Below are 22,872 nucleotides of genomic sequence, written 5' to 3'. Positions count from 1 at the left end.
TATTGGCACTTGTCCGGGCGACGGCGATCATAGACAATGACCACAACATCTGGTGCCACGCAGTAACCTGACGCAGTAGATGTACCCCTGAGTAAAACTGATGCCGCAGCACGCGGCAGGGAACAATACTTGTCGCAAACAGAGCCCGTAAGGGACGCGGAAAGCACCATCAAGCTGGAAGAGTGGCTGCCTGTGCTGCGCGAACAGACTACCCGTGTCCTGCGATCCACTGGCGAGTATGCCTCGGGCATGGCGCGCGTATATGTGGCCTTGCGGCCCCTGGCTTCACTGCTCAACCGCCATGCCGATGTCACGGAAGCCGAACTGCACGACGCCCTGGATGCGCTGTTTGAGTCGCTGCAGACCCATCCCGTTACCGCCCAGCTTACCCAACTCACACGCCGCCTGCGTGAAGACAACATCCTGCCCAATGAGCAGAGCACGGAGAACCTGCTGCGCTTTCTCATGGACCAGGTTACTGCGCGCTCTGTGTTTCCTATCCCTGAACAGGTCACCGAAGAGTTCTGGCAGTTTTTTAACGACCTGATGAGTGAACCCGAGCTCAAGGGGCTCGGGGAAGTGAGCCTGGAGGTGGCGCGCATCGTCGCCAACGCCTACGAGCCCTTGCTGGTAAGGGTGATCAATCAGCTCAAGCACATGCGGCACAGCAACAATCGGCATCTGCGTGAGATTTTCGACCAGACCGGCGTGTTGCGTTCCGACCTTGACATCTTCAGGCGACAGATCGGCGCCCTGGCGTATATCCGCGAGTTTTTCGAAACCGACCCCGAGGATTTCAAGGCGCAAGCTGCCATCGTGGCGCAAATGGTGCGGGAGTTTGGCCCCTTCTTCATCAAGATGGCGCAGGTGGCTGCCTCCGGATCGGATTTCCTGCCGGAGGAGATCAGCGCAGCGCTGGAGGTGTTCCAGGAAGACGTGGAACCGATGACGCCGGCGGAAGTCGAGCAGGCGTTCATGGAGAGTTTCGGCGAGTTGCCGGGGCAGCGTTACTACAACTTCGACGCGTCCAAACCGCTCAAGTCAGGTTCCATTGCCTCCGTGTTCGTGGCGGAAAAACCGGTGCGCAACCGACGTGGCCGCCAGGAACTGAAAACCCTGGTGGTGAAGGTGGGTCGACACAACCTCGAACGCGAGTTCATCATTGGCAAGACGGTGATCAAGCTGGCGATACTCAGCAGCCAGTACTGGGCGCCGCACTCCAAGCTGTCGCCATTCCTGTCCTCATGGCTGGACCAGGTGGACGTTTTCGTAGAGGGCTTCCGCGCCGAACTGGACTTTGAGGCCGAGGCTGCGGTGCAGGCACGCTTTGCAGAACGCGCAGGCTACACGGGCGGCTGGCACGTGCCGCAGGTGTACCAGACCACGCGACGCGTGATAGAGATGCAGTACGTTGAGGGCGCCAGCAGCCTGTCCACGGCATTTGATGCACTCGGCAAGCGCAAGGCGCAGCGCGCGCGACGCAAGGTGGGTCGCGCGTTCCTGCATACCGTGCTGTCGCACATGCTCGTGTACCGCGAGTTCCACGGCGATCTGCACCCCGGCAACCTGCTGGTCGACGACGAACAGCGCCTGTATTTCATCGACTGGGGCAACAGCGTAGACGTCGGCCCGATCTGGCGACCGGCGTTGCGCTACCTGCAGGCTGTCTTTGCCGCTGACGCCACCGCGATCGCAGACGCCATGATCGACCTGTCCAGCGACGGCGATGCACTGCTGCAGCGCCGCCAGGAAATGCTCGGGCATATCGTTGAAACACTGCAGGAGAACCCGGTTGAGCCCATCGGGCTTGATTTCCCGCTGGTGCTGTACCGGGAGGGCGTGGAGGGTCTCAAGTCCCGCTTTGACCTGGCCATTGGCCTGGGTACGGTGATGAGTCGCCAGGGTATTGTTATTGATGGCAATTACATGCACCTGACCCGGTCGATCACGGCCATGGTGGGTTCCTACCTCGGTATTTACAGCGGCGTATCGCGCCTGGCGCTGGCGCAGGACGCGATGATTGTTATGTGCCGTTTTCCCTCGCTGGAGGGTTATCGGCAGGCCACAGGATACCGCCGGCGCCTGCTGCGCCAGGTAGCCAGGGACCTGCCGGTCGGGCTGATCTGGAATCGCGAGGGAGCAACAACTGCGGGGCCGTAATCAGGCCACCACACCCGCTTCGCGCAATGCCTCAATGGACGCCGCAGAATAACCAGCGGCCTGCAGGATCGCGTCACTGTGCTCACCCAGTCGCGGTGGATGCAGGCGCAAACTGGCGGGGGTTTCGGAAAAGTGCCCCGGGTAGCGCACGTAGCGCAGGGTGCCTAACTGGGGATGCTCCGCATCGAACACCGTGCGGTTGTGTTGCGCCTGGGGGTCCTCGGCAAATTCGCGAACGGTTTTCACCTTGCCAAAGGGCACGCCGTGCTTCTCGAACCGTGACAGCAGTTCATCAGTTGGCCAGCGTGCGATCTCCGCCTCAATAGCATCCAGCCAGGGTTCGAAGTCGCTGATGCGCTCGCCGACATTGCGCATGCCTTCACGCTGCAGCAGTTGCGTACATTCCAGCGCTTCGCACAGGCCGCGGAAGTGGTTGTCCTGCAAGGCCATGCCCACCACGTAACCGTCCTGGGTGGCAAAGGTGCGCAGCACCGCAAGCGGCTCGGCATCGGGCAGCGCCGAGGGCTGGAAGCTGTCCACTGCCAGCATGTCGGGCAGGGAATTGGCCGCGTAGGCATCGATCATGGGGACGTCGACGCGCTGCCCGAGGCCGCTACCGTTACCGGCGTCGCGGGCATAAAGCGCTGCCAGCGCCACACCCGCGGCAGTGGTGGCTGTGGTCTTGTCGACAATGGCGGACTGGATCAGTTGCGGCTTGCCCCCGAAGGGCTTGCCCTGTATCGGCATCATGCCGACCAGGCCCTGTGCGATCGGGTCGTAGGCGGGGCGCTCCGCGTAGGGTCCACTGGGACCAAAGCCGGTGATGGCGACATAAATCAGCCGCGGGTTGAGGGGTCGCAGCGCGTCGTAGCCAATTCCGAGCCTGTCGGCGACACCGCCACGAAAGTTTTCAACCAGCACGTCAGCCTGCGCTGCCAGCTTTTTCAGTATCTCGACCCCCTCGGCTTGCTGCAGGTTGATGGCGATGCTGCGCTTGTTGCGGTTCATCTGGCAGTAAAAGCCGGTCAGGCCGCCGTTTTCCGGGGGCATCATCCAGCGGGCCACCTCGCCATGGGTGGGCTCCACCTTGATGACATCGGCGCCCAGGTCACCCAGCATCTGGCTGCACAGCGGACCGGTAATCATGCTGGTTACGTCGAGTACGGTAATGCCTTTGAGCGGGCCTGCGCCGTCACTGTCCAGTTCGATATCCATCACTATTGCCTCTTGCGTAGATGGGGAGTCGTTGCGTGTAAATAACCGGCGTCAGTCGCGTTGCAGTGCCGCGATAATTTCACGGCGCAGGGCAACGGGATTGATAACCTTGTCAAACGCCATCGCGTCTGCCGGCACCCAGGCGCCGGACTGGTTGGCCTGCACCTGCGCCGATTCCTCGGCACTGCTGCGCGCTGCCTGGGCACCGCCGAGGGCCGGTATGCCACCGAGATTCACCGAGGGCAGGGCGAGGCTTATTGCCTGCCTGTCCCACGGGTTCATGCCCATGACAGACGAGCCGAAGCCAAAGGCCTTGCGCAAGGTCACCACGACCTTGCGGCCACGGTAGCGACGCTGCGCGGCAAACATGCGACCCGCTGCGCGCAGTACACCCGCGCGCTCAGCCTCGGGTCCAGGCATGACCCCGGGGTTGTCCAGCAGGGACACCAGGGGCAGGCCAAAGTTATGCGCCAAGTCGATAAAATGCGTGGCTTTCTGTGCCGCTTCACAGGTGATGGCTCCGGCGAACACCATGGGCTGGTTGGCAATGACCATGGCTGCCACACCACCGAATCGGCACAGCGCGCAGACCATTGAGCGACCGTAATCGGGTTGTAACGGCATAACACTGCCTGCGTCCGCCAGGGTTGCCAGCACTTCACGTATGTCGTAGGCGCGGTCCGTGCCGGGCGGTATGATATCGAGCAGCGCATCCACGTCGTTCGCATCGGCGCCGACGCTGTCCCGGGATTGCGGCGGTGCTTCGCCTGCACGCAGTGGCAGCATGGACAGAAAGCGGCGCGCCTGGGCAAAGGCTTCCGCCTCCGTGCTTACCAGGTTATGGGCGACACCGCTTTCCGAAGTATGCATCACCGCCCCGCCAAGCTCCTCCGCTGTCACCTTGATGCCCAGTGCCGCCTCAACCAGGGGCGGCCCGGCGGTAAACAGGCTGGCGCCCTGGTTGATGATAACGAGGTCAGCGAACATGCCGGTGAGCGCTCCGTGACCGGCGGAGGACCCCAGTACCAGGGTCACCACCGGCACCTTGCCCTGCAGGTCGGCGACCAGTTGCAGATCGTTGGGGGCATTGGGGTAGCGCTCCGCGGCATTGCCCATGCGCTCTCCCGCACCGTCCAGCACGATCACCAGCGGCAGTTGCTGCTCCGATGCCAGGCGCACCAGGCGGGCGCGTTTCGCGGCATTGGCATGTCCGATGGAGCCGCCCATCACGGTAAAATCTTCCAGCAGTGCGACCACGGTGCGCCCTTCGACCAGGCCGGTACCGCCGATGACGCCATCACCGGCGAGCGGCGGGTGCCCGGCAGGGTGGTTGCCGCCGGCGAGGGCGCCGATCTCGTTGAAACTGTCCGCGTCGAACAACTGCGCCGCCCGCTCGCGAGCGTTGAGTCGCCCCTTGCTGCGCTGGCGGGTGAGCTTCTCTGCACCGCCCATGGCTTGCGCAAGCCCCTGGCGCTGTGCAAGTTCTTCCAGCAGTTGTTGCCATTGTTGTCGATGGCTGCTCAAGGGCTGCCCCCTGTATTCAATGTGCCTGTTGTCTGCCGGCGCTGCATAGCTTGCGCGCGCCCGGTCAAAATGAATATAGCGATAATCAGACGGCACGTCCCGCCTGCTAACGGTGACTAGTTAAACCAGCAGCGCTTAAACTCAGCGCTGGACACGGTTATAGTTGGCGCTCGGAAAAAGAGATAATAACCCGCCCGAGAGGAAACCTGTGTCGCTGAGCTTTGATAGTGCCCGCCTTTACAACCCACACCTGAACGAGACTCATGAAGCGTGGCGCGAACAGTTGCGTCGATTCCTGGAGCGGGAGGTCGTGCCGCATGTCGATGAATGGGATGAGCAGGGTTTTGTGCCCGATGCACTCTGGCCCAGGGCGGCAGAGTTCGGCTTGCTTGGTCTCGGCTACCCGGAAGCGTACGGCGGCACCAGCGCAGGTATCGATCTGTGGCACCAGAACATTCTCAGCGAGGAACTGGCCCGGACCAGCCTTGGTGGCCTGCCCAGCACGCTGCTTTCCCATGGTATCGGCCTGCCACCGGTGCTTGGATTTGGCAGTGAGGCGCTGAAACAGGAGGTAATTCCACCGGTGCTGGCCGGGGACAAACGTATCGCCCTGGCGATTACCGAACCATCTGGAGGCTCGGATGTCGCCAACCTGCAGACCAGGGCTGTGCGCGACGGTGACAGCTACGTCGTGAGCGGCAGTAAAACCTTTATCTCCGGCGGCATGGGCGCGGACTGGTTCACCACGGGCGTGAGAACCGGTGGTGATGGCGCCGCCGGCGTATCGGTGCTGGTGATTCCCGCCGCTGCAGAAGGTGTCAGTCGCACGCCGCTGGATAAAAAGCAGGGGTGGTGGTGTAGCGATACGGCAACGATCCATTTCGACTCTGTGCGGGTTCCGGCGGATAACTTGCTGGCAGAGGAGGGTCACGGGTTCCTGGTAATCGCCAACAATTTCAACGCCGAGCGCATGGCGATGTGCGTCATGATGGAAGCCAGCGCCAGGGTCTGCCTCGAGGAGGCGGTGAACTGGGCGCGTGACAGGCAGACCTTTGGCCAGCGCCTCGCCGATCACCAGGTGATTCGCCACAAGATCGCCGACATGAAGCAGCGGATCAACGCCTGCCAGGCGTGCATCCAGCACTTGAGCCTGGCGATGATTGAAAACCGGGCCAACTTCGGTGATATCGCATTGCTCAAGGTACAGTGTAGCCAGACCATGGAGTTCTGTGCCAGGGAAGCGATGCAGATTCTGGGCGGTATCGGATATATCCGCGGTAACAAGGTGGAACGGATTTACCGCGAGGTGCGGGTCAACGCCATTGGCGGCGGCTCCGAGGAAATCATGCGTGACCTGGCCACGCGGCAATACCAGTTGTAACTGACGGCAACGACAGGGGAATAGAATGGGAAGGTGGAGCAGGGCAGAACTCGAGCAGGCGTTTGATGACTACCAGCAAGCGGCTTTGAAAGGTGCTCAGGAGGGCGACTGGCGGGACTGGGCAGACCGGTTCACACTGGACGCCACGTACTTTGAACACCAGTATGGGCGTTTCTGGGGTCGGGAGAATATTTACCAGTGGATCAGCAAGACGATGGGCGCATTCCCGGCAAGCAGCATGACCGCATTCCCCATTCGCTGGTACAGCATCGACGAGGATAAAGGCTGGATTATCTGCGAGGTACTCAATCGTATGGAGGATCTCGGCGATGGAGAGATCTATGAGGAGCCCAATATCACCATCCTCCACTACGCCGGCAACGGTCTGTTCAGCTATGAAGAGGATGCTTACGATAGACAGCGCATGGGTGGCATGGTGGCGCGCTGGCTGAAGGCGCGGGACGCCCAGGGCAAAGGCGGCTGATGGCAGCGGCCGCAATATGCCCCCGCTAGCCATACTGCAGTTCGACCTGCGGCAGGCGCCATTCTGCCCCGATAGCGCCCAGCAGCGCATGCGCGCCTGCCTGGAGATGATTGAGTGGGCAGACCAGCAGGGGCTCTCGGTCGCCGCTTTCTCAGAGCATCACAATACCCCGGACGGCTTTCTCAGCGCGCCGCTGGCCCTGGCCATGGCGGCCGCAGCGCGCACCCGGCGCATTGCCATCAGCGTGAGCGCACTGCAACTGCCGTTACATGACCCGCTGCGGGTTGCCGAGGACGTCGTGGCGCTGGACAGCGTCAGCGAGGGCCGCTTCAACCTGACCCTTGGGCTGGGCTACCGACAGCTCGAATACGATACCTTTGGTGTTGACTGGGCCAGCCGCGGTCGCATCTTTGACGCCAAGCTAACCTTGCTGCTGCAGGCACTGTCCGGCGAAGCCTTTGATCATCACGGTACGCCATGCCAACTGGTCCCCGCGCTGGCGAGGCCGGCACGGGATATCGTCTTCGTCGGTGGCAACAGTCGCGCGGCAGCGCGCAGGGCAGCCAGGTTCGGCCTGTATTTTGCCCCGGCAATCGATGACCCCAGTCTCGGTGACTACTACCGCGAAGCCTGTGCTCAACAGGGTTTCGACAATGGCTTTATTATCTACCCGCGCGAGCCCTGCCTGACACTGATTGCGGAGGACCCTGACGCAGCCTGGGCGGAACTGGGGCCCTACCTGCTCTATGATGCGATGTCTTATGCAAAGTGGCGGCATCCCAGCCGCAGGGCATATGCGGAGTCCGCTGCAGAAGACCTGCAGCAACTCAGGGCGGAAGGTAAATACGCCATTCTCAGCCCGGACGAAGCCGCGGCGGTGATTGCCAGCAAAGGCTCAATCAATCTCGCGCCACTGTGTGGCGGCGTGCCTGTGGACGCCGCCTGGCAAAGCCTCGAGCTCTATGCGCAGAAGGTGCTGCCGTTACTGCAGTGAACCCACTACTTATCTGTTGCGCCTTGCGTCACGCGCCTAGCGCTCCCGGTTAGTATCCGCGAGCTCGTCCAGGTCCTCGGCAGGCGCCGGCTCAAGATCGTCGTTCCCCCTCGGGTCCAGCTCGAAACCGACCGGGGCACCGTCGTTGCCGGCGGCTTCAAAGGGCGTCTGCTGCTCTACGCTGATTGTGCGCGGGTGGCGCATCTGCAGTGCCAGGAAGAAACCCATGAGCAGGCAAATGGCGGCGAACGACCAGAACAAGGCCGATGCGCCGGCTACAGCCATTAACTGCCCCAGGGGCAGCGGCGCAATCGCGGCGCCTACGGCGTTCAGTAACAGGACGGAGGTGCCAATTTCAACAAACTCCTCGGGTGCCGATACATCGGCAGCCGTGGCCAGGGAAATGGCATAAATCGGCAGGACCATGGCGCCAAACAGGAACACCATGGCCAGGTACCAGGCCTGGCCGATGCTCCAGGCCACCGCTGCGGAAGTGAGCGCGCCCCCTATACACAACAATGCCAGCACCAGGCGCCGGTCGATCTTGTCAGACAGCATACCGATCGGATACTGCAACAGTGCGCCACCGCCAATGGCCGCGCTCATGAACCAGGTAATCTCCATCGCCGTGACGCTGTAAGACTTTGCGAACACTGCCCCCAGGGACCAGAAACTGCCTGCCACCAGCCCCGAGAGCAGCGCGCCCGCAAACGCTGAGCGAGAGCGCTTGTACAGCAGGGTAAAACGAATCTGCGTGGTCTCCACGGGCTGCGGTGCCATACGGCGCGTCATGCCCACCGGTAGAATCGCCAGGGCCAGGAACAGTGTAGCCAGGCTGAAGGGCACCGAGCTGTCTACAGGGCCGACGTTGATCAGGAACTGGCCGGCCAGCATCGCCACCAGCGTAATGAAGGTGTACGTGGAGAGTATGCGACCCCTGGATTCCGGCGTGGCCTGGCTGTTCAGCCAGCTTTCGATGACCGTATACAGACCGCTGATGGCGACACCGGTGAGGAAGCGCAGTACCAGCCACGCCGGCCAGTAGTCGAGCATTTCCAGCGACAACAGGCTGCAGATCATAATGGCGGTCAGCACAGCGAAGCCACGAATATGCCCGACACGGCGAATGATCAGCGGGATCAGCAGGCAGCCGGCGATGAAACCGAGGAAGTAGCTGGACGCACTCAAACCGATTATGAACTCTGACATGCCCGTGAAAGACGCACGCAGAGGGAGCAAGGTCAACTGCAGGCCGTGGCCAACGAGCAGCAAGGCCGTGGACAGGAGTAATGAAGTGACGGTTAGCAATACTTTCATCGAGACCCAGCGTCTCCTTTTGGTTAAAACCGGCGTGCCCCTGGCGAGCCCCCGGGGTGTTCCTGACAAGTCGGTAAATTGGCCGCATGATTTTGGCGCGGCGCGCCTATAGTGTGGTCTTCATAAAGTGATAACAAGAGCCTATCGAGCCAAATTTTTGTATCGCTGCGCTTGTCTTTGCGGGTCCCCCCGGACGGAGTTCGCGAACACCTACAACAGCTGTTAGCATCGCCAGACCAATAGGCACGATGCAGATGGAGCGTGGCATGACGTTACAAGGAAGAGTCGCCCTGGTGACCGGAGCGGGGCAAGGTGTCGGCGAGGGGATTGCACACAGCCTGCATCGGGAAGGTGCCAGCGTGGTGATTGCCGAGTTCGATGCGGAGAGCGGCCAGCGGTGCGCAGAGGCGCTGCCGGGCTCGCGGTTTGTTCAGACCGATGTCCGTCAACGTGAACAGGTGGAGCACGCCGTGGCAGATACGCTGGCTGCCCACGGCCGGCTGGATATACTGGTGAACAATGCCTACCCCTCGGGAACACCGCCCGCACGCCTGGAAAACCGCACTGACAGTGACTTCAACAGGGCCCTCGAGGGTGGGTTCATGGCGCCCTGGTGGGCCATGCAGGCAGCCTTCCCGGCGATGCGCGACAACGGCTGGGGCAGGATTATTAACCTGGCGTCGCTCAATGGCGTCAATGCCCATCCCTACACCGCCGAATACAATGCCGCCAAGGAGGCCCTGCGAGCGCTGTCGCGCACTGCTGCGCGGGAGTGGGCGCGGTACGGGATCTGCGTCAATATCCTGTGCCCGGCTGCGCGCACGCCTGCCTATGATCTTTTCGTGAAGCACTCCCCGGAAAACGCCAGTCTGGTACTGCAGCAGAACCCCATGGGACGTATGGGTGACCCGGTTGATGATATCGGCGGTGTCGCCGTATTCCTGGCCTCTGATGCCGCGCAATACCTCACCGGCAACACGCTGTTCGCAGACGGTGGCAGCCACCTTAACGGGGTAAACTGGGAACCGCCGGTTGCCTGACAGGCAGCGCGGCGAGTAACACTGCAACCTGGGGAGAAGAAGATGCCACAATCCAGACCGGTGATCGTCTTGTCACGGCCGTTACCAGATATGTTTACCGCCGCGCTGGAGCAGCTTGGCGAAGTGCGGGTAGGGCCTGCCGACCTGGCCGGCGCGCGCATCTACCTCGCCGCCGGCGTCGATTCGGTGCCGGCTGAACTCATCGAGCGGTTTCCGCCTGAACTCGGCTTGATAGCCAACATCGCCACCGGTATCGACAATATTGATCTCCCGGCCGCATCTGCACGCGGTATCGCGGTCAGTAACACACCGGTGGTAACGGAAGATACCGCGGACCTGGCCATGGCGCTGTTACTGGCCACGTGCCGAAAACTCAGCGCCAGCGAGCGTGCCTTGCGCGCCGGTGACTGGGGGGCGGGAGCGGGTATGCTCGGCACGCGTGTGCACGGCAAAACCCTTGGTATTGTCGGCATGGGTGGCATCGGCCAGGCACTGGCGAGGCGAGCCCGCGCTTTCAATATGACCGTGCTCTACCACGGCCCCAGGCGTAAGCCGGAAGCGGACAGCGCGCTGGATGCCACTTACTGTGAGGTGCTGGAAGACATGCTCACCCAGGCTGACGTGGTGAGCCTCAACTGCCCGTTGACGTCGCATACCCGGCATTTGCTCAATGCCAGCACACTTGCCGCCATGAAACCCGGTGCCGTGCTGATCAATACCGGACGCGGAGCACTGGTGGACGAGGCGGCACTGGTTTCCAGCCTGGCGCAGGGGCATCTTGGTGGCGCGGGGCTGGACGTATTTGAGTTCGAGCCCCGGGTAACAGAGGCCCTGTTTGACTTCGACAACGTAACCCTGCTGCCGCATATCGGCAGTGCCACGGCGGAGTGTCGAACCGATATGGCCATGCGCGCCTATGCCAACATCGAGCGCTTCCTTGAAACCGGCAGCCCGCTGGATAGCTGCACCTGAGGCCGCTGCGCTATTTGTTGGGGTAGAGTGGGGCGAATTGCTCCATGCCCAGTGCGGTCTCGTATTTTTCACCCAGTGCGGCCAGGTCATGAAAATAGACCTTGCCGTAGCGCAGCTCCACATCGCCCTCGCGCTCCAGTAACTTGAGCTCCTTGCTGACGCTTTGGCGTGAGGCTCCCAGCATATTGCTGAGCTCCTCATGTGAGGTTTCGACAAAGGTCTCACCCAGTTCGTTGTGCTTGCCGTGGCTATAGGCCAGCCGGTGCAGGACGCGAGCCAGCCTGATCTTCAACTTCAGCCCCAGCAATTCATCGTTGAGTGAATACAGGAAGCGCACGCGCCGGCAAAGCACCAGGTTGAGTTGGCGGTTGATCTCGGGGTAGCGCTGGCACAGGTCCTCGAACCGGGCCCTGGTCAGGACGCGAAGCCGGGTATCCTTGCTGGCAATGGCGTGACTGACCCGGGGCATGCCGTCGATGACGCCCATCTCGCCAAAGCAGTCGCCGGGCTGAAACTCGCCGGATATGATCTCCGCTCCATCCAGGGAAAAATTGCACAGCTTGATCGCGCCCTCGACGATTCGAAACAGTTCGTTGGGCAAATCCCCCTTGCGGTAGGCCGCCTCACCCCTGGCCAGCTGTCGTTGCGTACTGAGGTGCTCGATCTCCGCCTGAATAGCTGCAGGCAGTTCGCTGATGAAGTCGTGGAGGTGTGGAATGGCTTTCATGCTCACTTGATAGCACAGGCGGCAGCGCTTGCACAATGCTGGTGTCAGCCCCTGCCGAATTGTCGCAATGGTGACGGTATCCATCGTTGTGGCATGATCTAATCTCCCCAGATGATCCCGGGTCGAAAACGGCCTGGTCGCCAACGCGGAGAGGGAGAGATATATGGCCAGGAAAACACCGGAAACACTACGCAGCCGTCGCTGGTTTGGTGAGGGCCCCGGCTCAACCGAGCACACCAGCCATGCACTGCAGGCTGGTTACAGCCGTGAGGAATTCCAGGGGCGGCCGGTTATCGGTATCGTCAATACGTGGAGCGATATGAATCCCTGCCATGCCCACTTGCGTGATCGCGCCGAGGCGGTGAAGCGCGGTGTCTGGCAGGCAGGCGGGTTCCCGGTGGAATTGCCGGCCATGTCCCTGGGTGAAGGCTACGTCAAACCTTCCGCCATGCTGTACCGGAATTTCCTGGCCATGGAAACGGAAGAAATACTGCGCTGCCATCCTATCGACGGCGCGATTCTGCTGGGTGGCTGCGACAAGACCACACCCGGGCTGCTGATGGGTGCGATCAGCATGGATATCCCGGCGATCTATTGCCCGGCGGGTTTCACCATGGGCGCGACTTTTCGCGGCGAGCGTTTCGGCAGCGGCACGGGCCCATTCCGCTGGGCACCTGACCTCATCGCCGGGCGCCTGCCCATGGATGACTGGGAGGCGATAGAGCAAAAAATCTGGAGTTCACCCGGCACCTGCAATGTCATGGGTACCGCATCCACCATGACAGCCCTGGCTGAGGTACTGGGCATGTCGTTGACCGGCGCCTCCTCGGTACCGGCCATGGACTCACGAGGGCACCAGCAGGGGGCCGCTGCGGGTCGACGCATCGTGCAGATGGTATGGGACGATATCAAACCCAGCGACATTATCAGCGATGGCTCTGTGCACAATGCCGCCAGGGCTTGTGTAGCGCTGGGCGGCTCCACCAATGCCGCTATTCACCTTATCGCCATCGCCCGTCGCGCAGGCACTGATTTCACCCTGGAAGACTTCGATGAAATAGGGCGCCAGGTGCCGGTGCTGGCCAATGTGCAACCGTCCGGGGAATACATCATGCATGAATTCGCCGATGCCGGCGGCCTGCCGGCCATGCTCACACAGATGACCTCGGTGCTGGACCTGGATTGCGCCACCGTGACCGGCGCCACCCTGGGAGAAAATATCGCCGGCGCAAAAATTGTCGATCACGATGTTATCCGCTCCATGGACAAACCCGTGGCGCGGGAAGCGTTGGCGGTACTGAAAGGCAACCTCGCCCCCAATGGCTGTGTGATCAAGCCCAGCGCAGCGGAACAGTCCCTGCTGCAGCACCGTGGGCGAGCCCTGGTATTTGAAAACGCGGATGACCTGGCGGCGCGCATCCACGATCCTGATCTGGACGTGGATGCAGACAGCGTACTGGTGCTGCGCAACGTCGGTCCCCTGGGCGGGCCGGGGATGGCGGAGAACGGCATGATCCCCATCCCGCGCAAGCTGGCGGAGCAGGGCATACGCGACGTGGTGCGTATCAGTGACGCGCGCATGAGCGGCACCAGCTTCGGCACCTGCTTGCTGCATGTCAGCCCGGAGGCATGGATCGGCGGCCCGCTGGCCCTGGTGCAGGATGGCGATGAGATCGAGCTGGACGTGGCCAATCGCGCCATCAACCTCTGCGTTGACGAAGCAACCCTGGCCGAGCGCCGCAAGGCCTGGCAGGCGCCCGAGCCACATTACCAGCGTGGCTGGGGTTTACTGTTCTCGCAGCACGTCAACCAGGCGCACCTGGGTTGTGACTTCGACATGCTTGCAAGTCGCGAACCCACGCCGGAACCACCGGTGCACGGCAAGCTGTAGCGCATGCGCTTTGCATATCCGCAAGCAGGCGCTCCTGTACCTTGGGCGATATAGGGTTATAGAATGCCCGGGTAAAGCACACGGTAATAATAATTACGCAACGCGGGCTCAGGTCCGCCGCAATGGACGGCGATGCCTGCGCCCAGGGAGAAAGCAGCAATGCGAATCAGCCTCAGACACACCTCCATAGCCATACTCCTGGCCGCGTTTGGCAGCAGCTTGCCGCTATTGGCGGCGGAGAAGTGGCCGCCCGCGCCGGATACGGAGTGGCGGCTGCATGGCAACGACTGGGGCGAACAACGGCATTCCACGCTACAGCAGGTCGATACTGACAACGTCGACCAGCTGGGCCTGGCCTGGTCATTCAATATGTATACCCGCAGGGGCATTGAAGCCACCCCTTTGATGGTGGACGGCACCCTGTATGTCTCCGGCAGCTGGTCCATGGTTTATGCACTGGATGCCAAGTCCGGTGAGCTGAAGTGGTTCTATAACCCCGAGGTGGACCGCGCGTTCCTGGCCAAGGGCTGTTGTGATGCCGTCAACCGCGGCGTGGCCTATGCGGATGGCATGGTCTTTGTCGGCACCTATGACGGTCGCCTGGTGGCGCTCAATGCCAAAGATGGCGCAGTCATCTGGGACGTGCAGACCACTGACCGCGAACAACCCTATACGATAACGGGTGCCCCGCGCATAGCCGGCGACAAGGTTGTGATTGGTAATGGTGGTGCCGAACTGGGTGTGCGCGGTTACGTCAGCGCCTACGACATCAAGACCGGCAAAATGGCGTGGCGCTTTTACACCGTGCCCGGCAATCCCGCTGACGGCTTCGAGAGGCCGGAACTGGAGATGGCGGCGAAAACCTGGACCGGCGAATGGTGGAAGTGGGGCGGTGGCGGCACCGTCTGGGATTCCATGGTTTACGATCCGGAACTCGACCTGCTGTACATCGGCGTCGGAAATGGCTCGCCCTGGAACCAGTCCCTGCGCAGCCCCGGCGGCGGCGACAACCTGTTCCTGACCTCGATCGTCGCCCTGCGACCCGATACCGGGGAGTACGTTTGGCACTACCAGACCACGCCCGGCGAAACCTGGGACTATACCGCCACCCAGCACATGATCCTCGCCGACCTTGAAGTGGACGGCAAGTTGCGCAAGGTGCTTATGCAGGCGCCCAAGAACGGGTTTTTCTACGTACTCGACCGCAGCAGTGGTGAGCTGCTCTCGGCCGAGGCCTACTCCGCCATGACCTGGGCAAGCGGCGTGGATATGAAAACGGGGCGACCAGTTGAAACGCCAAACGCCCGGGTTTTCGACGGCAAGAACGTCAGCCTGCCCAGCAACGCCGGCGCACACAATTGGCACCCGATGTCTTTCCACCCGGGAACGGGCCTGGTCTATATCCCGCAACTCACGATCCCCATACGCTTCCTGCAGGCGACCAACGAACGCGACCGCCAGCCTGGCCAGGGCTACTGGAACACCGGCTTTGACCGCATGGGCAATGTGGTAGAAGACATCCCGAACCTGGAAGAGGTGCTGGCCCAGGTCTATACCTCGCAGTTGCTGGCATGGGACCCGCTGACCCAGTCGGCGCGCTGGTCCACCGACGTCGGCCTGCTGGGTGGAGGCGGCGTACTCAGCACGGCTGGCAACCTGGTGTTCAGTGGCAACGCCACCGGGCAACTGAATGCCTATAACGCCAGCACAGGTGAGGAGCTCTGGTCATTTGATGCTCAGACCATGGTCATGGCCGCGCCGGTAAGCTATGCCATTGACGGTGTGCAGTACGTGGCAGTCGCTGCGGGCTTCGGCGGCGGCGCGGCGGCCGAGGCCGGCCCGCTGTTCCACGGGCGTAAGATCCCTAACCTGTCCAGGGTGCTGGTATTCAAGCTGGGAGGGGAGGCCACACTGCCGCCTGTTCCGGATCAGGAACGGGCAATGCCGAAGCCGGAGCCAGTCACGGCGAGTGCGGACGCGGTGACCCAGGGCCAGGTCCTGTACCAGCGACATTGCAGCTACTGTCATGGCGACAGCATGCGCACCGGCGGCCTGACCCCGGACCTGCGTTATTCAGGCAAAGCCGTACACGATATCTGGCAGGACATCCTACTGGAAGGGGTGTTGAGCGCGCGCGGCATGATCAGTTTTGCGCCATACCTGGATGAGAAACAGTCGGAGGCCATACGCCAGTATGTGCTGACGGAAGCCAACAAGCTGTATCAGCGCCAGCAAGCGGCGGCCAGCGCCAGGCAGTAGGGGCAGGGTGCTCGGCCCGGCAGCAGCAGGGCGGGGCGTTATGGCGAAGGCCGCATAATCGCGGTGTGGCCAGCGCGCCCTGAGCGCTACATGCTGCAGCGGCATGGAAAACCGACACAGGGGCTGCGCTTCAGGCGCCTGCTGCCTGCTTATTCGCCACACCAAATCACCTGGCTAGCTCTTCAGTAACGGGCTGGTTCGTCCTGCAGGTGCAGGGGGCACAGCTTTGCAATTAGTTTCACGCAGAGGCGACCAGCCCTTCATTTAACATAATACCTTTATTTAGCGTAGGTTCAGGCACCAGGTGATATGCCCGCAAGGAAGGTCACCGGCAAAAGCCTGTTTGAGCTCAGCGCTGGGGGCGATTGAACCGGCTCAGGGATCGCAAAGTCTTGTACGAACGCCGCTATAGGCGTTTATACGATCGACGGGATGGCAGGACGCGCACACGACCCGGCCTGGGCAATACGGATATTTACGCATATTGATGGTGCCAGGCAGTTGCCTGTAATAACCCCGAAGTCATAGCCCTTGTCCAGGACAGCCGCACGGTCAGGACCACAGCAGGATAGTCAGAGCTGAAAGTACAACGCGGGCAACAGAACCAGCGCAGTACAAGCACGCCTGTGGTGCGCGTTCACGCAGCAGCAGCGCAGCGATGCATTTCCTGATCCCGCGCGCGGCAGGCGCCAGATCAACACGCGACGACAGTCATGGCCGTGCAAACCGCAGTGCATCAACTTTACGGCGCGGCGGGCGCTGACAACACGAGAGTTTCAGCCGGTGTCGGTAGAACACAAAACGTATGTCGGTAAGAGCCCTGATAAACCGCCCAAAACTGGCCTGGAGCGGGTATCGGGGCCTGTAATGGCCGTTTCAGGGCCAATATAGGCCCCACCGGATACTTATCCACATGTGCGCATAATATATATTATGTTAAATTGAGTGTTTACCCCGGTATCTATCCACAGGTGGCTGCTTGCCCCGCACCGCATCGTGCCCCCGCTGCTCCATCTGCAGGCGCCATTTCTGTGAGGCGCTCTGGGTAAGCAAATACAGCGATGCTGTCGTGCTCATCGGACGTAGCTCTCCGGGGCGCCTTATCGTGTGCTGTACGGCGCCCGTGATGCCTGTTTCGGTATGACTCCGTTTACCGTCGTCAGGCACGGCGTTCCGGGCCTGGCAAAGGCCGACGTATTGTTTCCGTGCGGTAAGTCTTTTGGGCACAATGCGCATGCAACTCAGGAGCGCAGTGCATGGATTTACAACTTCAGGGCAAGACGGCCCTGGTAACGGGAAGTGACAAACGCACCGGTGAGACCATCGCCGAGGCGCTGGCGGCCGAGGGCGCGAGCGTAATCTTCCACGGTAACGACGTATGCCCTGCCCGGCCGCTGGCCGTAGAGGGTGACGTCACCAGCGAGGCCGGATGCGAACGGGTGCTTGAGCAAGTCGCTGCGATGGGCCTGGGCATTGATATCCTGGTGAACAACTACGGCACAACTGATAACCATCGCTGGCAGGAAGCAGACACTGCCAAGTGGCTCGAGATGTACCAGGTGAATGTGCTGTCAGCGGTACGCATGTCACAGGGCTGTATAGCCGCCATGAAGGCCAGGAACTGGGGCAGGATTATCAATCTCGGTACCGTCGGCACTTTCCAGCCCGCGGCACTGCGCCCGGCGTATTATTCAGCCAAGGGCGCCCTGGCCACGATGGCAGTCAGCCTGGCGCGCGAACTGGCGGGCACAGGCATCACGGTAAATACCGTGTCCCCGGGCTTTGTGCGCACGGAGCAGGTCGAAGCGGGATATCGCAGGCTCGCCAGAAAACTGGGCCGGAGCGAAGACTGGGACGAGGTCGTCAAACTCATTGTGGAAAGAGACTTCCCCAATCCCTGCGGGCGCATTGCGGAACGGCAGGAAGTCGCCGACCTGGTGACTTTCCTGTGCAGTCCGCGGGCGGACTTTATCAACGGGCAGAACCTGCGCATCGATGGCGGCGCCCACTAGCCATGCCCGCCTCCGCTGCCACGCTGTATTACGTCCACGACCCGATGTGCAGCTGGTGCTGGGGCTACCGCCGCACCTGGGATACCTTGTGCGCCTTTCTGCCCGCTGATGTGAGCGTAGTCAGTGTGGTGGGCGGGCTCGCGCCCGACACCGATGAACCCATGCCGATAGCACAGCAGGAAACCATCGCCGGGTACTGGCGGGATGTGCAGGCGAAAACCGGGGCTGAATTCAACTTTGATTTCTGGCGGCTGTGCCAGCCGCGCCGCTCCACCTATCCGGCTTGCCGGGCTGTACTGGCCGCCCGTCTCCAGGGTGCTGAACAGGCCATGATCGACGCCGTCCAGAAGGCCTATTACCTGCGGGCTATGAACCCGTCTGACTCCTCGACCCTGATCAAGCTTGCCCGGGAAACAGGCCCCAACAAACAACAGTTTGCACAAGACCTGGACAGCCCTGCCATTCAATCCGAACTTGAAAACGAGTTTGCACTGCGTAAGCGCCTCGGTGTCTACAGCTTTCCGTCACTGGTTCTCGCTCACGCTGGAACACATTCTTCCGTGCCCATCGATTACCTGGACTATCGACCCACGCTTGCTGCCATAGCGGCACGGCTGCCAGTGTGAACCCCCTACTCCTTCTCACTGCGCCCCTGCGCGACCACGCTCTCCCGGCGCTGGGCAATCATATGCGCCATCGCCTGCCGGGCTGACTCAATGGCTTTCGCTTCCTCCCAGCGCAGCGCCTCGTCGTAGGGCTTGCAGAAACCCTCGTCTATCAGCGGCTTGTACTGGGCGAGTATCTGCGGCACGCAGCGACACATTTCTTCTGCCATGGCGATCGCCCGCGGCATAAGTTCCTCGGCGGGGACGACGTGATTGACCAGGCCCCATTCGTAGGCCTGCCTGGCAAATACGGGTGATCCGGTGAAGGAAATCTCCTTGGCGCGCGACATGCCTATCAGCCGCGGCAGTTTTTGACTGAGCCCCCATCCGGGGAGCATGCCCACGCGGGCATGGGTATCGGCAAAGCGCGCCTGCTCCGAGGCAATCAGCACATCACAGGCCAGGGCCATCTCGAAGCCGCCGGTAATGGCATGGCCGTTGACCGCGCCGATAATTGGCCCGGTGAAAGCCTCCATTGCCCGGGCAATCGTGTTGTCTGCCTCTTCCGCTGCGTCGGTGTCACTGCTGGCGAGCTCCTTGAGGTCGAAGCCGGCGCAGAACGCCCTGCCCTTGCCAGTGAGAATAACCACGCGAACCGCTTCGTCGCTTGCACACTCGGTGAATGCCTCGACGAAGTCCGCACGTAACTCCCGTGACAGGGCATTCATTTCGTCCGGGCGATTGAGCGTGACAATCGCATAGCCTTCGTGTTTTTCCAGTAATACCTTGTTCACTTCAGTCTCCCAACAGTGATGGGACCCGCAGCAGGTCCAGTTGTTTTGCAATGGCGGGGGCAGCCAGCGTCTCTTCCGGTTGCCACTCGGCGAGTGGTTCGTTCTCCGCAAGCCAGGCCACTACTGCCGCGATCGCCTGTGGCGTGCAGGGTTTGAAACGGGCCATCACTTCCTCCGTCATCCCGACAGCCTTCATTACTTCCGTGACAACGGTGCCGGGTTCGATATTGAAAATGCGCACACCGCTGCCGGCGTGTTCAACACGCAGCGCTCCCGCCATGCGGGCAAAGGCGGCCTTGGAAGACGGGTAGGCGAAGCCCCAGCCACCCCTGTCCGCCGGCGCCGGCGGGTTGTTGAACGCGGTGTAGGACACCATATTCAGCAGCGTACCTTCGCCCCGCTCCAGCATGCCGGGCAACAGGGTGCGCACCAGCGCCAGTGGGGTGAAAACATTACCCTGGTAGATGCAGTCAAGCTGTTGCCGGGTGACATCCAGCACTGATTCCTGATTCCCCTGCCCCTGGTAGACGGCGTTATTGAACAACAGGTCGACGCGACCAAAGCGGGCCAGCGCGGCCAGTGCCGCGTCAACCATGCTTTGCTCATCAAGGATGTCGGCCTTGAGGCATAAGGCTTCGCCACCAGCCGCCTCCACTGCGGCGGCCGTGGCTTCCAGGCTGCCGGGCAGGGGCGCATCACTGCCCACATGGTCATGTTTCTCGCCCTCTGCCAGGGTGCGCGCGGTAATGGCCACGCGATAACCCCGCCGGGCCAATGCGACCGCCGCTTCCGCACCGATGCCCCGGCTGGCGCCGGTAATAAATGCGACTTTTTTGCTCATTGTCCTGCCCTCTCCTGTTGGCTCAGCATCAGCATGGCGTTAAGCGAGTTCATAAGTTGCCCCAATTTTTTTTCGCCAAGCAGCCCGGCATACTGTGCCCAGACCCGCTCGGTGGATTGCGTCAGCTGTTCGATCAAGCGCTGCCCTTCCCCGGTAAACTCAATCAGCTTGGCGCGTGAATCCTCCGGGTCGGTTCTGCGACAGATCAGTCCCAGCCCCTCGAGCTCATGCACAATCTTCATCATCGATTGCGGGCGGATACCCGCAGCCTCTGCCAGCTCCACACTGCGGCTCGCGCCGTGGCTATCCAGGTGCATAAACAGCGCCCGGTGGCGCTGCGGAATCCCGGGAAAGCCGGCCTTTTCCAGGTCCCGGTCAAGCCGCCGCTGGAAGTCCTGCAAGGCCAGCATCAGCACCTGGCCGATCTCATGCTTTTCTACACTTGGCATTGCATTCCCCAATTAATAAGCTTAACTTATAATAAGCTTATCTGTTTAATAGTCAAAGAGGCAAGACATGTTCCAGGTATTCGCCGCCACACCCGAAACCATGGGGCCAGGAGAAATCGGTGCCCACGCGGCCCGCGCCGAGGCCATGGGCTTCGATGGCCTGCAGGTGCCCGATGCGATCCACGACGGCCTGTTGCTCGCCACCATGGCCCTGGCTTCCACGCAGAAATTGATTGTGGGCACAGGGGTGCTGCTCGCCTTTCCTCGCAGTCCGATGGTCACTGCCATCGCCAGCTGGGACCTGCAGAAGATGTCCGGCGGGCGCTTTGAGCTGGGGCTGGGCACGCAGATCAAGCAGAATATCGAGCAGCGCTATTCCGCGCGATGGGATTCACCAGTACCGCAGATGCGGGAGTACGTGCAGGCCATCAAGGCGATTTTCCACAGTTTCCAGACCGGTGAGCGCCTCAATTTTGAGGGCGAGCACTACCAACTCACCCGCCTGCAGCCCTTCTTTAACCCGGGTCCTATTGACCACCCGCATATCCCTGTTCTCTGTGGCGCCGTTGGCCCGGCCATGACCCGCATGGTGGGGCGCATTGCGGACGGCATGATCACCCATCCCACCAACACGCCCCCGGAGTACATCAGGGAAGTATGCCTGCCCCGTCTGCAGGCCGGCTTTGACAAGGCGGGCAGATCCGGCGATGACTTCAAGCTGGTTCTGGGCCCGCTGACGGCTACTGGCAAGGACGAGGCCACTGTCGCCGCGGAGAGGGAGAAGCAGCGCAACCTGCTGGGTTTTCTGTACTCTACGCCAGCCTACTGGCCCAGCCTGGAACTGTTCGGCTGGCAGGACAAGGGTCAGCAGTTGCTGGACATGACCCGCTCCGGCAACTGGCAGGATATGCCCACCATTATCACCGACGACATGTTGGAAAAGTTTGTACCGAGAGGCGACTACGACGACATCGTGGATATCTATCGCGCTCGCTACGGCGACCTTAGCCGGCGCATTACCTTTCCCATGCCAGAAAACCCTGCCGATGACGCGTTGGCCGCAGCGGCGATCGCCAGGCTGAAGGCATAAACCCGACAGGAATGCCACGGGAGCCCAATGTGGCGACTGGCACCTAATCCTGCAACTTTGCCATTGCCCTGCACCTGGCTGGTGGTAAACCAATCATGACCTGCAACGAGGTGGTACCGGTGGAATTTGTTATCTCGTTTGATATGCGCGCGCCGGCATTCGGTGCGCCCGCCCAGGAACTCTACGATGCTGCGCTGGATATGTGCGCCTGGGCTGACAGAATAGGATTTGATGCTGTCGGACTCGGTGAACACCATGCGTCAGAGGACGGCTACCTGCCCTCGCCTATTCCGATGGCTTCCGCCATCGGCGCCCGAACACAGCGCATTACCGTACGCCCGAATGTTATACAGGCGCCGATCTATGACCCGGTCAAGCTTGCCGAGGACTTGTCGGTTGCGCAGTTTCTCTGCCAGGGTCGCCTGGAAGTGGTGATCGGTGCGGGTTATCGACCCTATGAGTTCCAGATGTTTGGCAAGCGCCGCGAGGATCGCAAGGACCTCTACGTCAACGCGTTCACGTTCTTGCGCCAGGCCTGGTCCGGGGAAACCTTCGAATACGAAGGCCGTAGTGTCACCATCACCCCGGTTCCGCAGCCCGCCCCCAGGCTGCTTCTGGGCGGCACGCACCCGGCAGTGGCCAGGCGTGCGGCGCAGATTGCCGACGGCTACTACCCGCCTGCAGGTGAAAACTGGCACATCTACCGCCAAACCTGTCTCGACCTGGGCAAGCCCGACCCGGGTAACGCGTTCAAGGCGCTCGGCCCCATATTCACCCATGTCAGTAGAGACCCGGATGCCGACTGGAAGCGTATCGCACCCCATGTAAAGCATGTGGTCGAGTCCTATGCCGAATGGACGGTAGAGGCCTATGGCAAGGCGGCAGGTCCCTTTGCCGGCGGCATCGATGTCGACAACCTGCGTGCCGGTGGCGCTTACCAGGTGCTGACGCCGGAAGCTGCTGTGGACATGATCAAGGGCCTGGGCCGTAATCGAACGTTTATATTGACTCCCCTGCTGGGCGGACTGGACCCTGACCTGGCCTGGCAGAGCCTCAGGCTGTTTGAGGCAGAAGTGTGGCCGCAGGTCTGTGACATGCGGGACCTTTGAGGTTCACG

Annotated in this window: 19 protein-coding genes; 12 read left to right on the top strand and 7 right to left on the bottom strand. The window is 61.5% G+C overall.

The window, feature by feature from the left end; all coding sequences use genetic code 11:
• Positions 1-129: 129 nt before the first annotated feature.
• Positions 130-2,160, top strand: coding sequence for an AarF/UbiB family protein (locus F0M18_RS04485; protein WP_149610217.1), 2,031 nt, complete (start codon positions 130-132; stop codon positions 2,158-2,160).
• On the opposite strand, the gene F0M18_RS04480 is transcribed toward F0M18_RS04485, so the two are convergent.
• A complete protein-coding gene (locus F0M18_RS04480; protein WP_149610216.1) occupies positions 2,161-3,375 on the bottom strand; it encodes a CaiB/BaiF CoA transferase family protein in 1,215 nt (404 codons plus the stop codon).
• Positions 3,376-3,426: 51 nt separating this feature from the next.
• Positions 3,427-4,899 carry an acyl-CoA carboxylase subunit beta gene (locus tag F0M18_RS04475; protein ID WP_149610215.1) on the bottom strand — a complete coding sequence of 491 codons (1,473 nt, stop codon included), beginning with the start codon at positions 4,897-4,899 and terminating at the stop codon, positions 3,427-3,429.
• Between the two features lie 208 nt (positions 4,900-5,107).
• On the opposite strand from F0M18_RS04475, the gene F0M18_RS04470 reads away from it, so the two are divergent.
• Genes F0M18_RS04470 through F0M18_RS04460 form a run of 3 tightly spaced genes read left to right on the top strand, consistent with a single transcriptional unit; the run spans position 5,108 to position 7,758 of the window.
• The gene (locus F0M18_RS04470; RefSeq protein WP_149610214.1) at positions 5,108-6,280 is read left to right on the top strand and encodes an acyl-CoA dehydrogenase family protein; all 1,173 of its coding nucleotides are present in this window, start codon (positions 5,108-5,110) and stop codon (positions 6,278-6,280) included.
• 25 nt (positions 6,281-6,305) lie between these two features.
• On the top strand, positions 6,306-6,764 hold the full coding sequence (locus F0M18_RS04465; protein ID WP_149610213.1) for a nuclear transport factor 2 family protein: 459 nt from the start codon (positions 6,306-6,308) through the stop codon (positions 6,762-6,764).
• A gap of 16 nt (positions 6,765-6,780) precedes the next feature.
• Complete coding sequence (locus F0M18_RS04460) at positions 6,781-7,758, top strand: LLM class flavin-dependent oxidoreductase (RefSeq protein ID WP_149610212.1); 978 nt, start codon at positions 6,781-6,783, stop codon at positions 7,756-7,758.
• Positions 7,759-7,794: 36 nt separating this feature from the next.
• Here F0M18_RS04460 and F0M18_RS04455 read toward each other — a convergent pair whose 3' ends face one another.
• Positions 7,795-9,075 (bottom strand): MFS transporter, encoded by a 1,281-nt coding sequence (locus F0M18_RS04455; protein WP_149610211.1) that lies wholly within the window; start codon positions 9,073-9,075, stop codon positions 7,795-7,797.
• A 266-nt stretch (positions 9,076-9,341) separates the two neighbouring features.
• Between F0M18_RS04455 and F0M18_RS04450 the strand changes: the two genes are divergently transcribed.
• Together F0M18_RS04450 and F0M18_RS04445 are read left to right on the top strand one after the other, a co-directional pair.
• Positions 9,342-10,115, top strand: a complete 774-nt coding sequence (locus F0M18_RS04450) for an SDR family NAD(P)-dependent oxidoreductase (RefSeq protein WP_262500820.1) — start codon at positions 9,342-9,344, stop codon at positions 10,113-10,115.
• A gap of 42 nt (positions 10,116-10,157) precedes the next feature.
• The gene (locus tag F0M18_RS04445; RefSeq protein ID WP_149610210.1) at positions 10,158-11,087 is read left to right on the top strand and encodes a 2-hydroxyacid dehydrogenase; all 930 of its coding nucleotides are present in this window, start codon (positions 10,158-10,160) and stop codon (positions 11,085-11,087) included.
• A 10-nt stretch (positions 11,088-11,097) separates the two neighbouring features.
• Here F0M18_RS04445 and F0M18_RS04440 read toward each other — a convergent pair whose 3' ends face one another.
• Positions 11,098-11,814: a Crp/Fnr family transcriptional regulator gene (locus F0M18_RS04440; protein ID WP_188109593.1), complete on the bottom strand. Its 717-nt coding sequence runs from the start codon at positions 11,812-11,814 to the stop codon at positions 11,098-11,100.
• Positions 11,815-11,977: 163 nt separating this feature from the next.
• Between F0M18_RS04440 and F0M18_RS04435 the strand changes: the two genes are divergently transcribed.
• The 4 genes from F0M18_RS04435 to F0M18_RS04420 all read left to right on the top strand — a co-directional run bounded on the left by F0M18_RS04435 (position 11,978) and on the right by F0M18_RS04420 (position 18,602).
• Entirely contained in the window at positions 11,978-13,705 is a 1,728-nt protein-coding gene (locus F0M18_RS04435) for an IlvD/Edd family dehydratase (RefSeq protein ID WP_149610208.1), read from the top strand.
• A gap of 159 nt (positions 13,706-13,864) precedes the next feature.
• On the top strand, positions 13,865-15,964 hold the full coding sequence (locus F0M18_RS04430; protein WP_149610207.1) for a PQQ-dependent dehydrogenase, methanol/ethanol family: 2,100 nt from the start codon (positions 13,865-13,867) through the stop codon (positions 15,962-15,964).
• Positions 15,965-17,220: 1,256 nt separating this feature from the next.
• Positions 17,221-17,976 carry an SDR family NAD(P)-dependent oxidoreductase gene (locus tag F0M18_RS04425; protein WP_149610206.1) on the top strand — a complete coding sequence of 252 codons (756 nt, stop codon included), beginning with the start codon at positions 17,221-17,223 and terminating at the stop codon, positions 17,974-17,976.
• Positions 17,977-17,978: 2 nt separating this feature from the next.
• On the top strand, positions 17,979-18,602 hold the full coding sequence (locus tag F0M18_RS04420; protein WP_149610205.1) for a DsbA family protein: 624 nt from the start codon (positions 17,979-17,981) through the stop codon (positions 18,600-18,602).
• 5 nt (positions 18,603-18,607) lie between these two features.
• Here the strand turns inward: F0M18_RS04420 and F0M18_RS04415 are convergent, their stop codons facing one another.
• Genes F0M18_RS04415 through F0M18_RS04405 form a run of 3 tightly spaced genes read right to left on the bottom strand, consistent with a single transcriptional unit; the run spans position 18,608 to position 20,665 of the window.
• Positions 18,608-19,375, bottom strand: coding sequence for an enoyl-CoA hydratase (locus tag F0M18_RS04415; protein ID WP_149610204.1), 768 nt, complete (start codon positions 19,373-19,375; stop codon positions 18,608-18,610).
• Between the two features lies 1 nt (position 19,376).
• A complete protein-coding gene (locus F0M18_RS04410; RefSeq protein WP_149610203.1) occupies positions 19,377-20,216 on the bottom strand; it encodes an SDR family oxidoreductase in 840 nt (279 codons plus the stop codon).
• A complete protein-coding gene (locus tag F0M18_RS04405) occupies positions 20,213-20,665 on the bottom strand; it encodes a MarR family winged helix-turn-helix transcriptional regulator (RefSeq protein WP_149610202.1) in 453 nt (150 codons plus the stop codon). Before F0M18_RS04405 ends, F0M18_RS04410 begins: the two co-directional genes overlap by 4 nt.
• Positions 20,666-20,732: 67 nt before the next feature.
• Here F0M18_RS04405 and F0M18_RS04400 point away from each other — a divergent pair, with 67 nt between their 5' ends.
• Positions 20,733-21,755 carry a TIGR03617 family F420-dependent LLM class oxidoreductase gene (locus F0M18_RS04400; RefSeq protein ID WP_149610201.1) on the top strand — a complete coding sequence of 341 codons (1,023 nt, stop codon included), beginning with the start codon at positions 20,733-20,735 and terminating at the stop codon, positions 21,753-21,755.
• Positions 21,756-21,850: 95 nt separating this feature from the next.
• Positions 21,851-22,864: an LLM class flavin-dependent oxidoreductase gene (locus F0M18_RS04395; protein WP_149610200.1), complete on the top strand. Its 1,014-nt coding sequence runs from the start codon at positions 21,851-21,853 to the stop codon at positions 22,862-22,864.
• The last annotated feature ends 8 nt before the right edge of the window (positions 22,865-22,872 follow it).

It is taken from the genome of Pseudohalioglobus sediminis, assembly GCF_008370495.1.
Lineage (GTDB): Bacteria > Pseudomonadota > Gammaproteobacteria > Pseudomonadales > Halieaceae > Halioglobus.
This window is presented reverse-complemented; position numbering and strand designations above follow the sequence as displayed.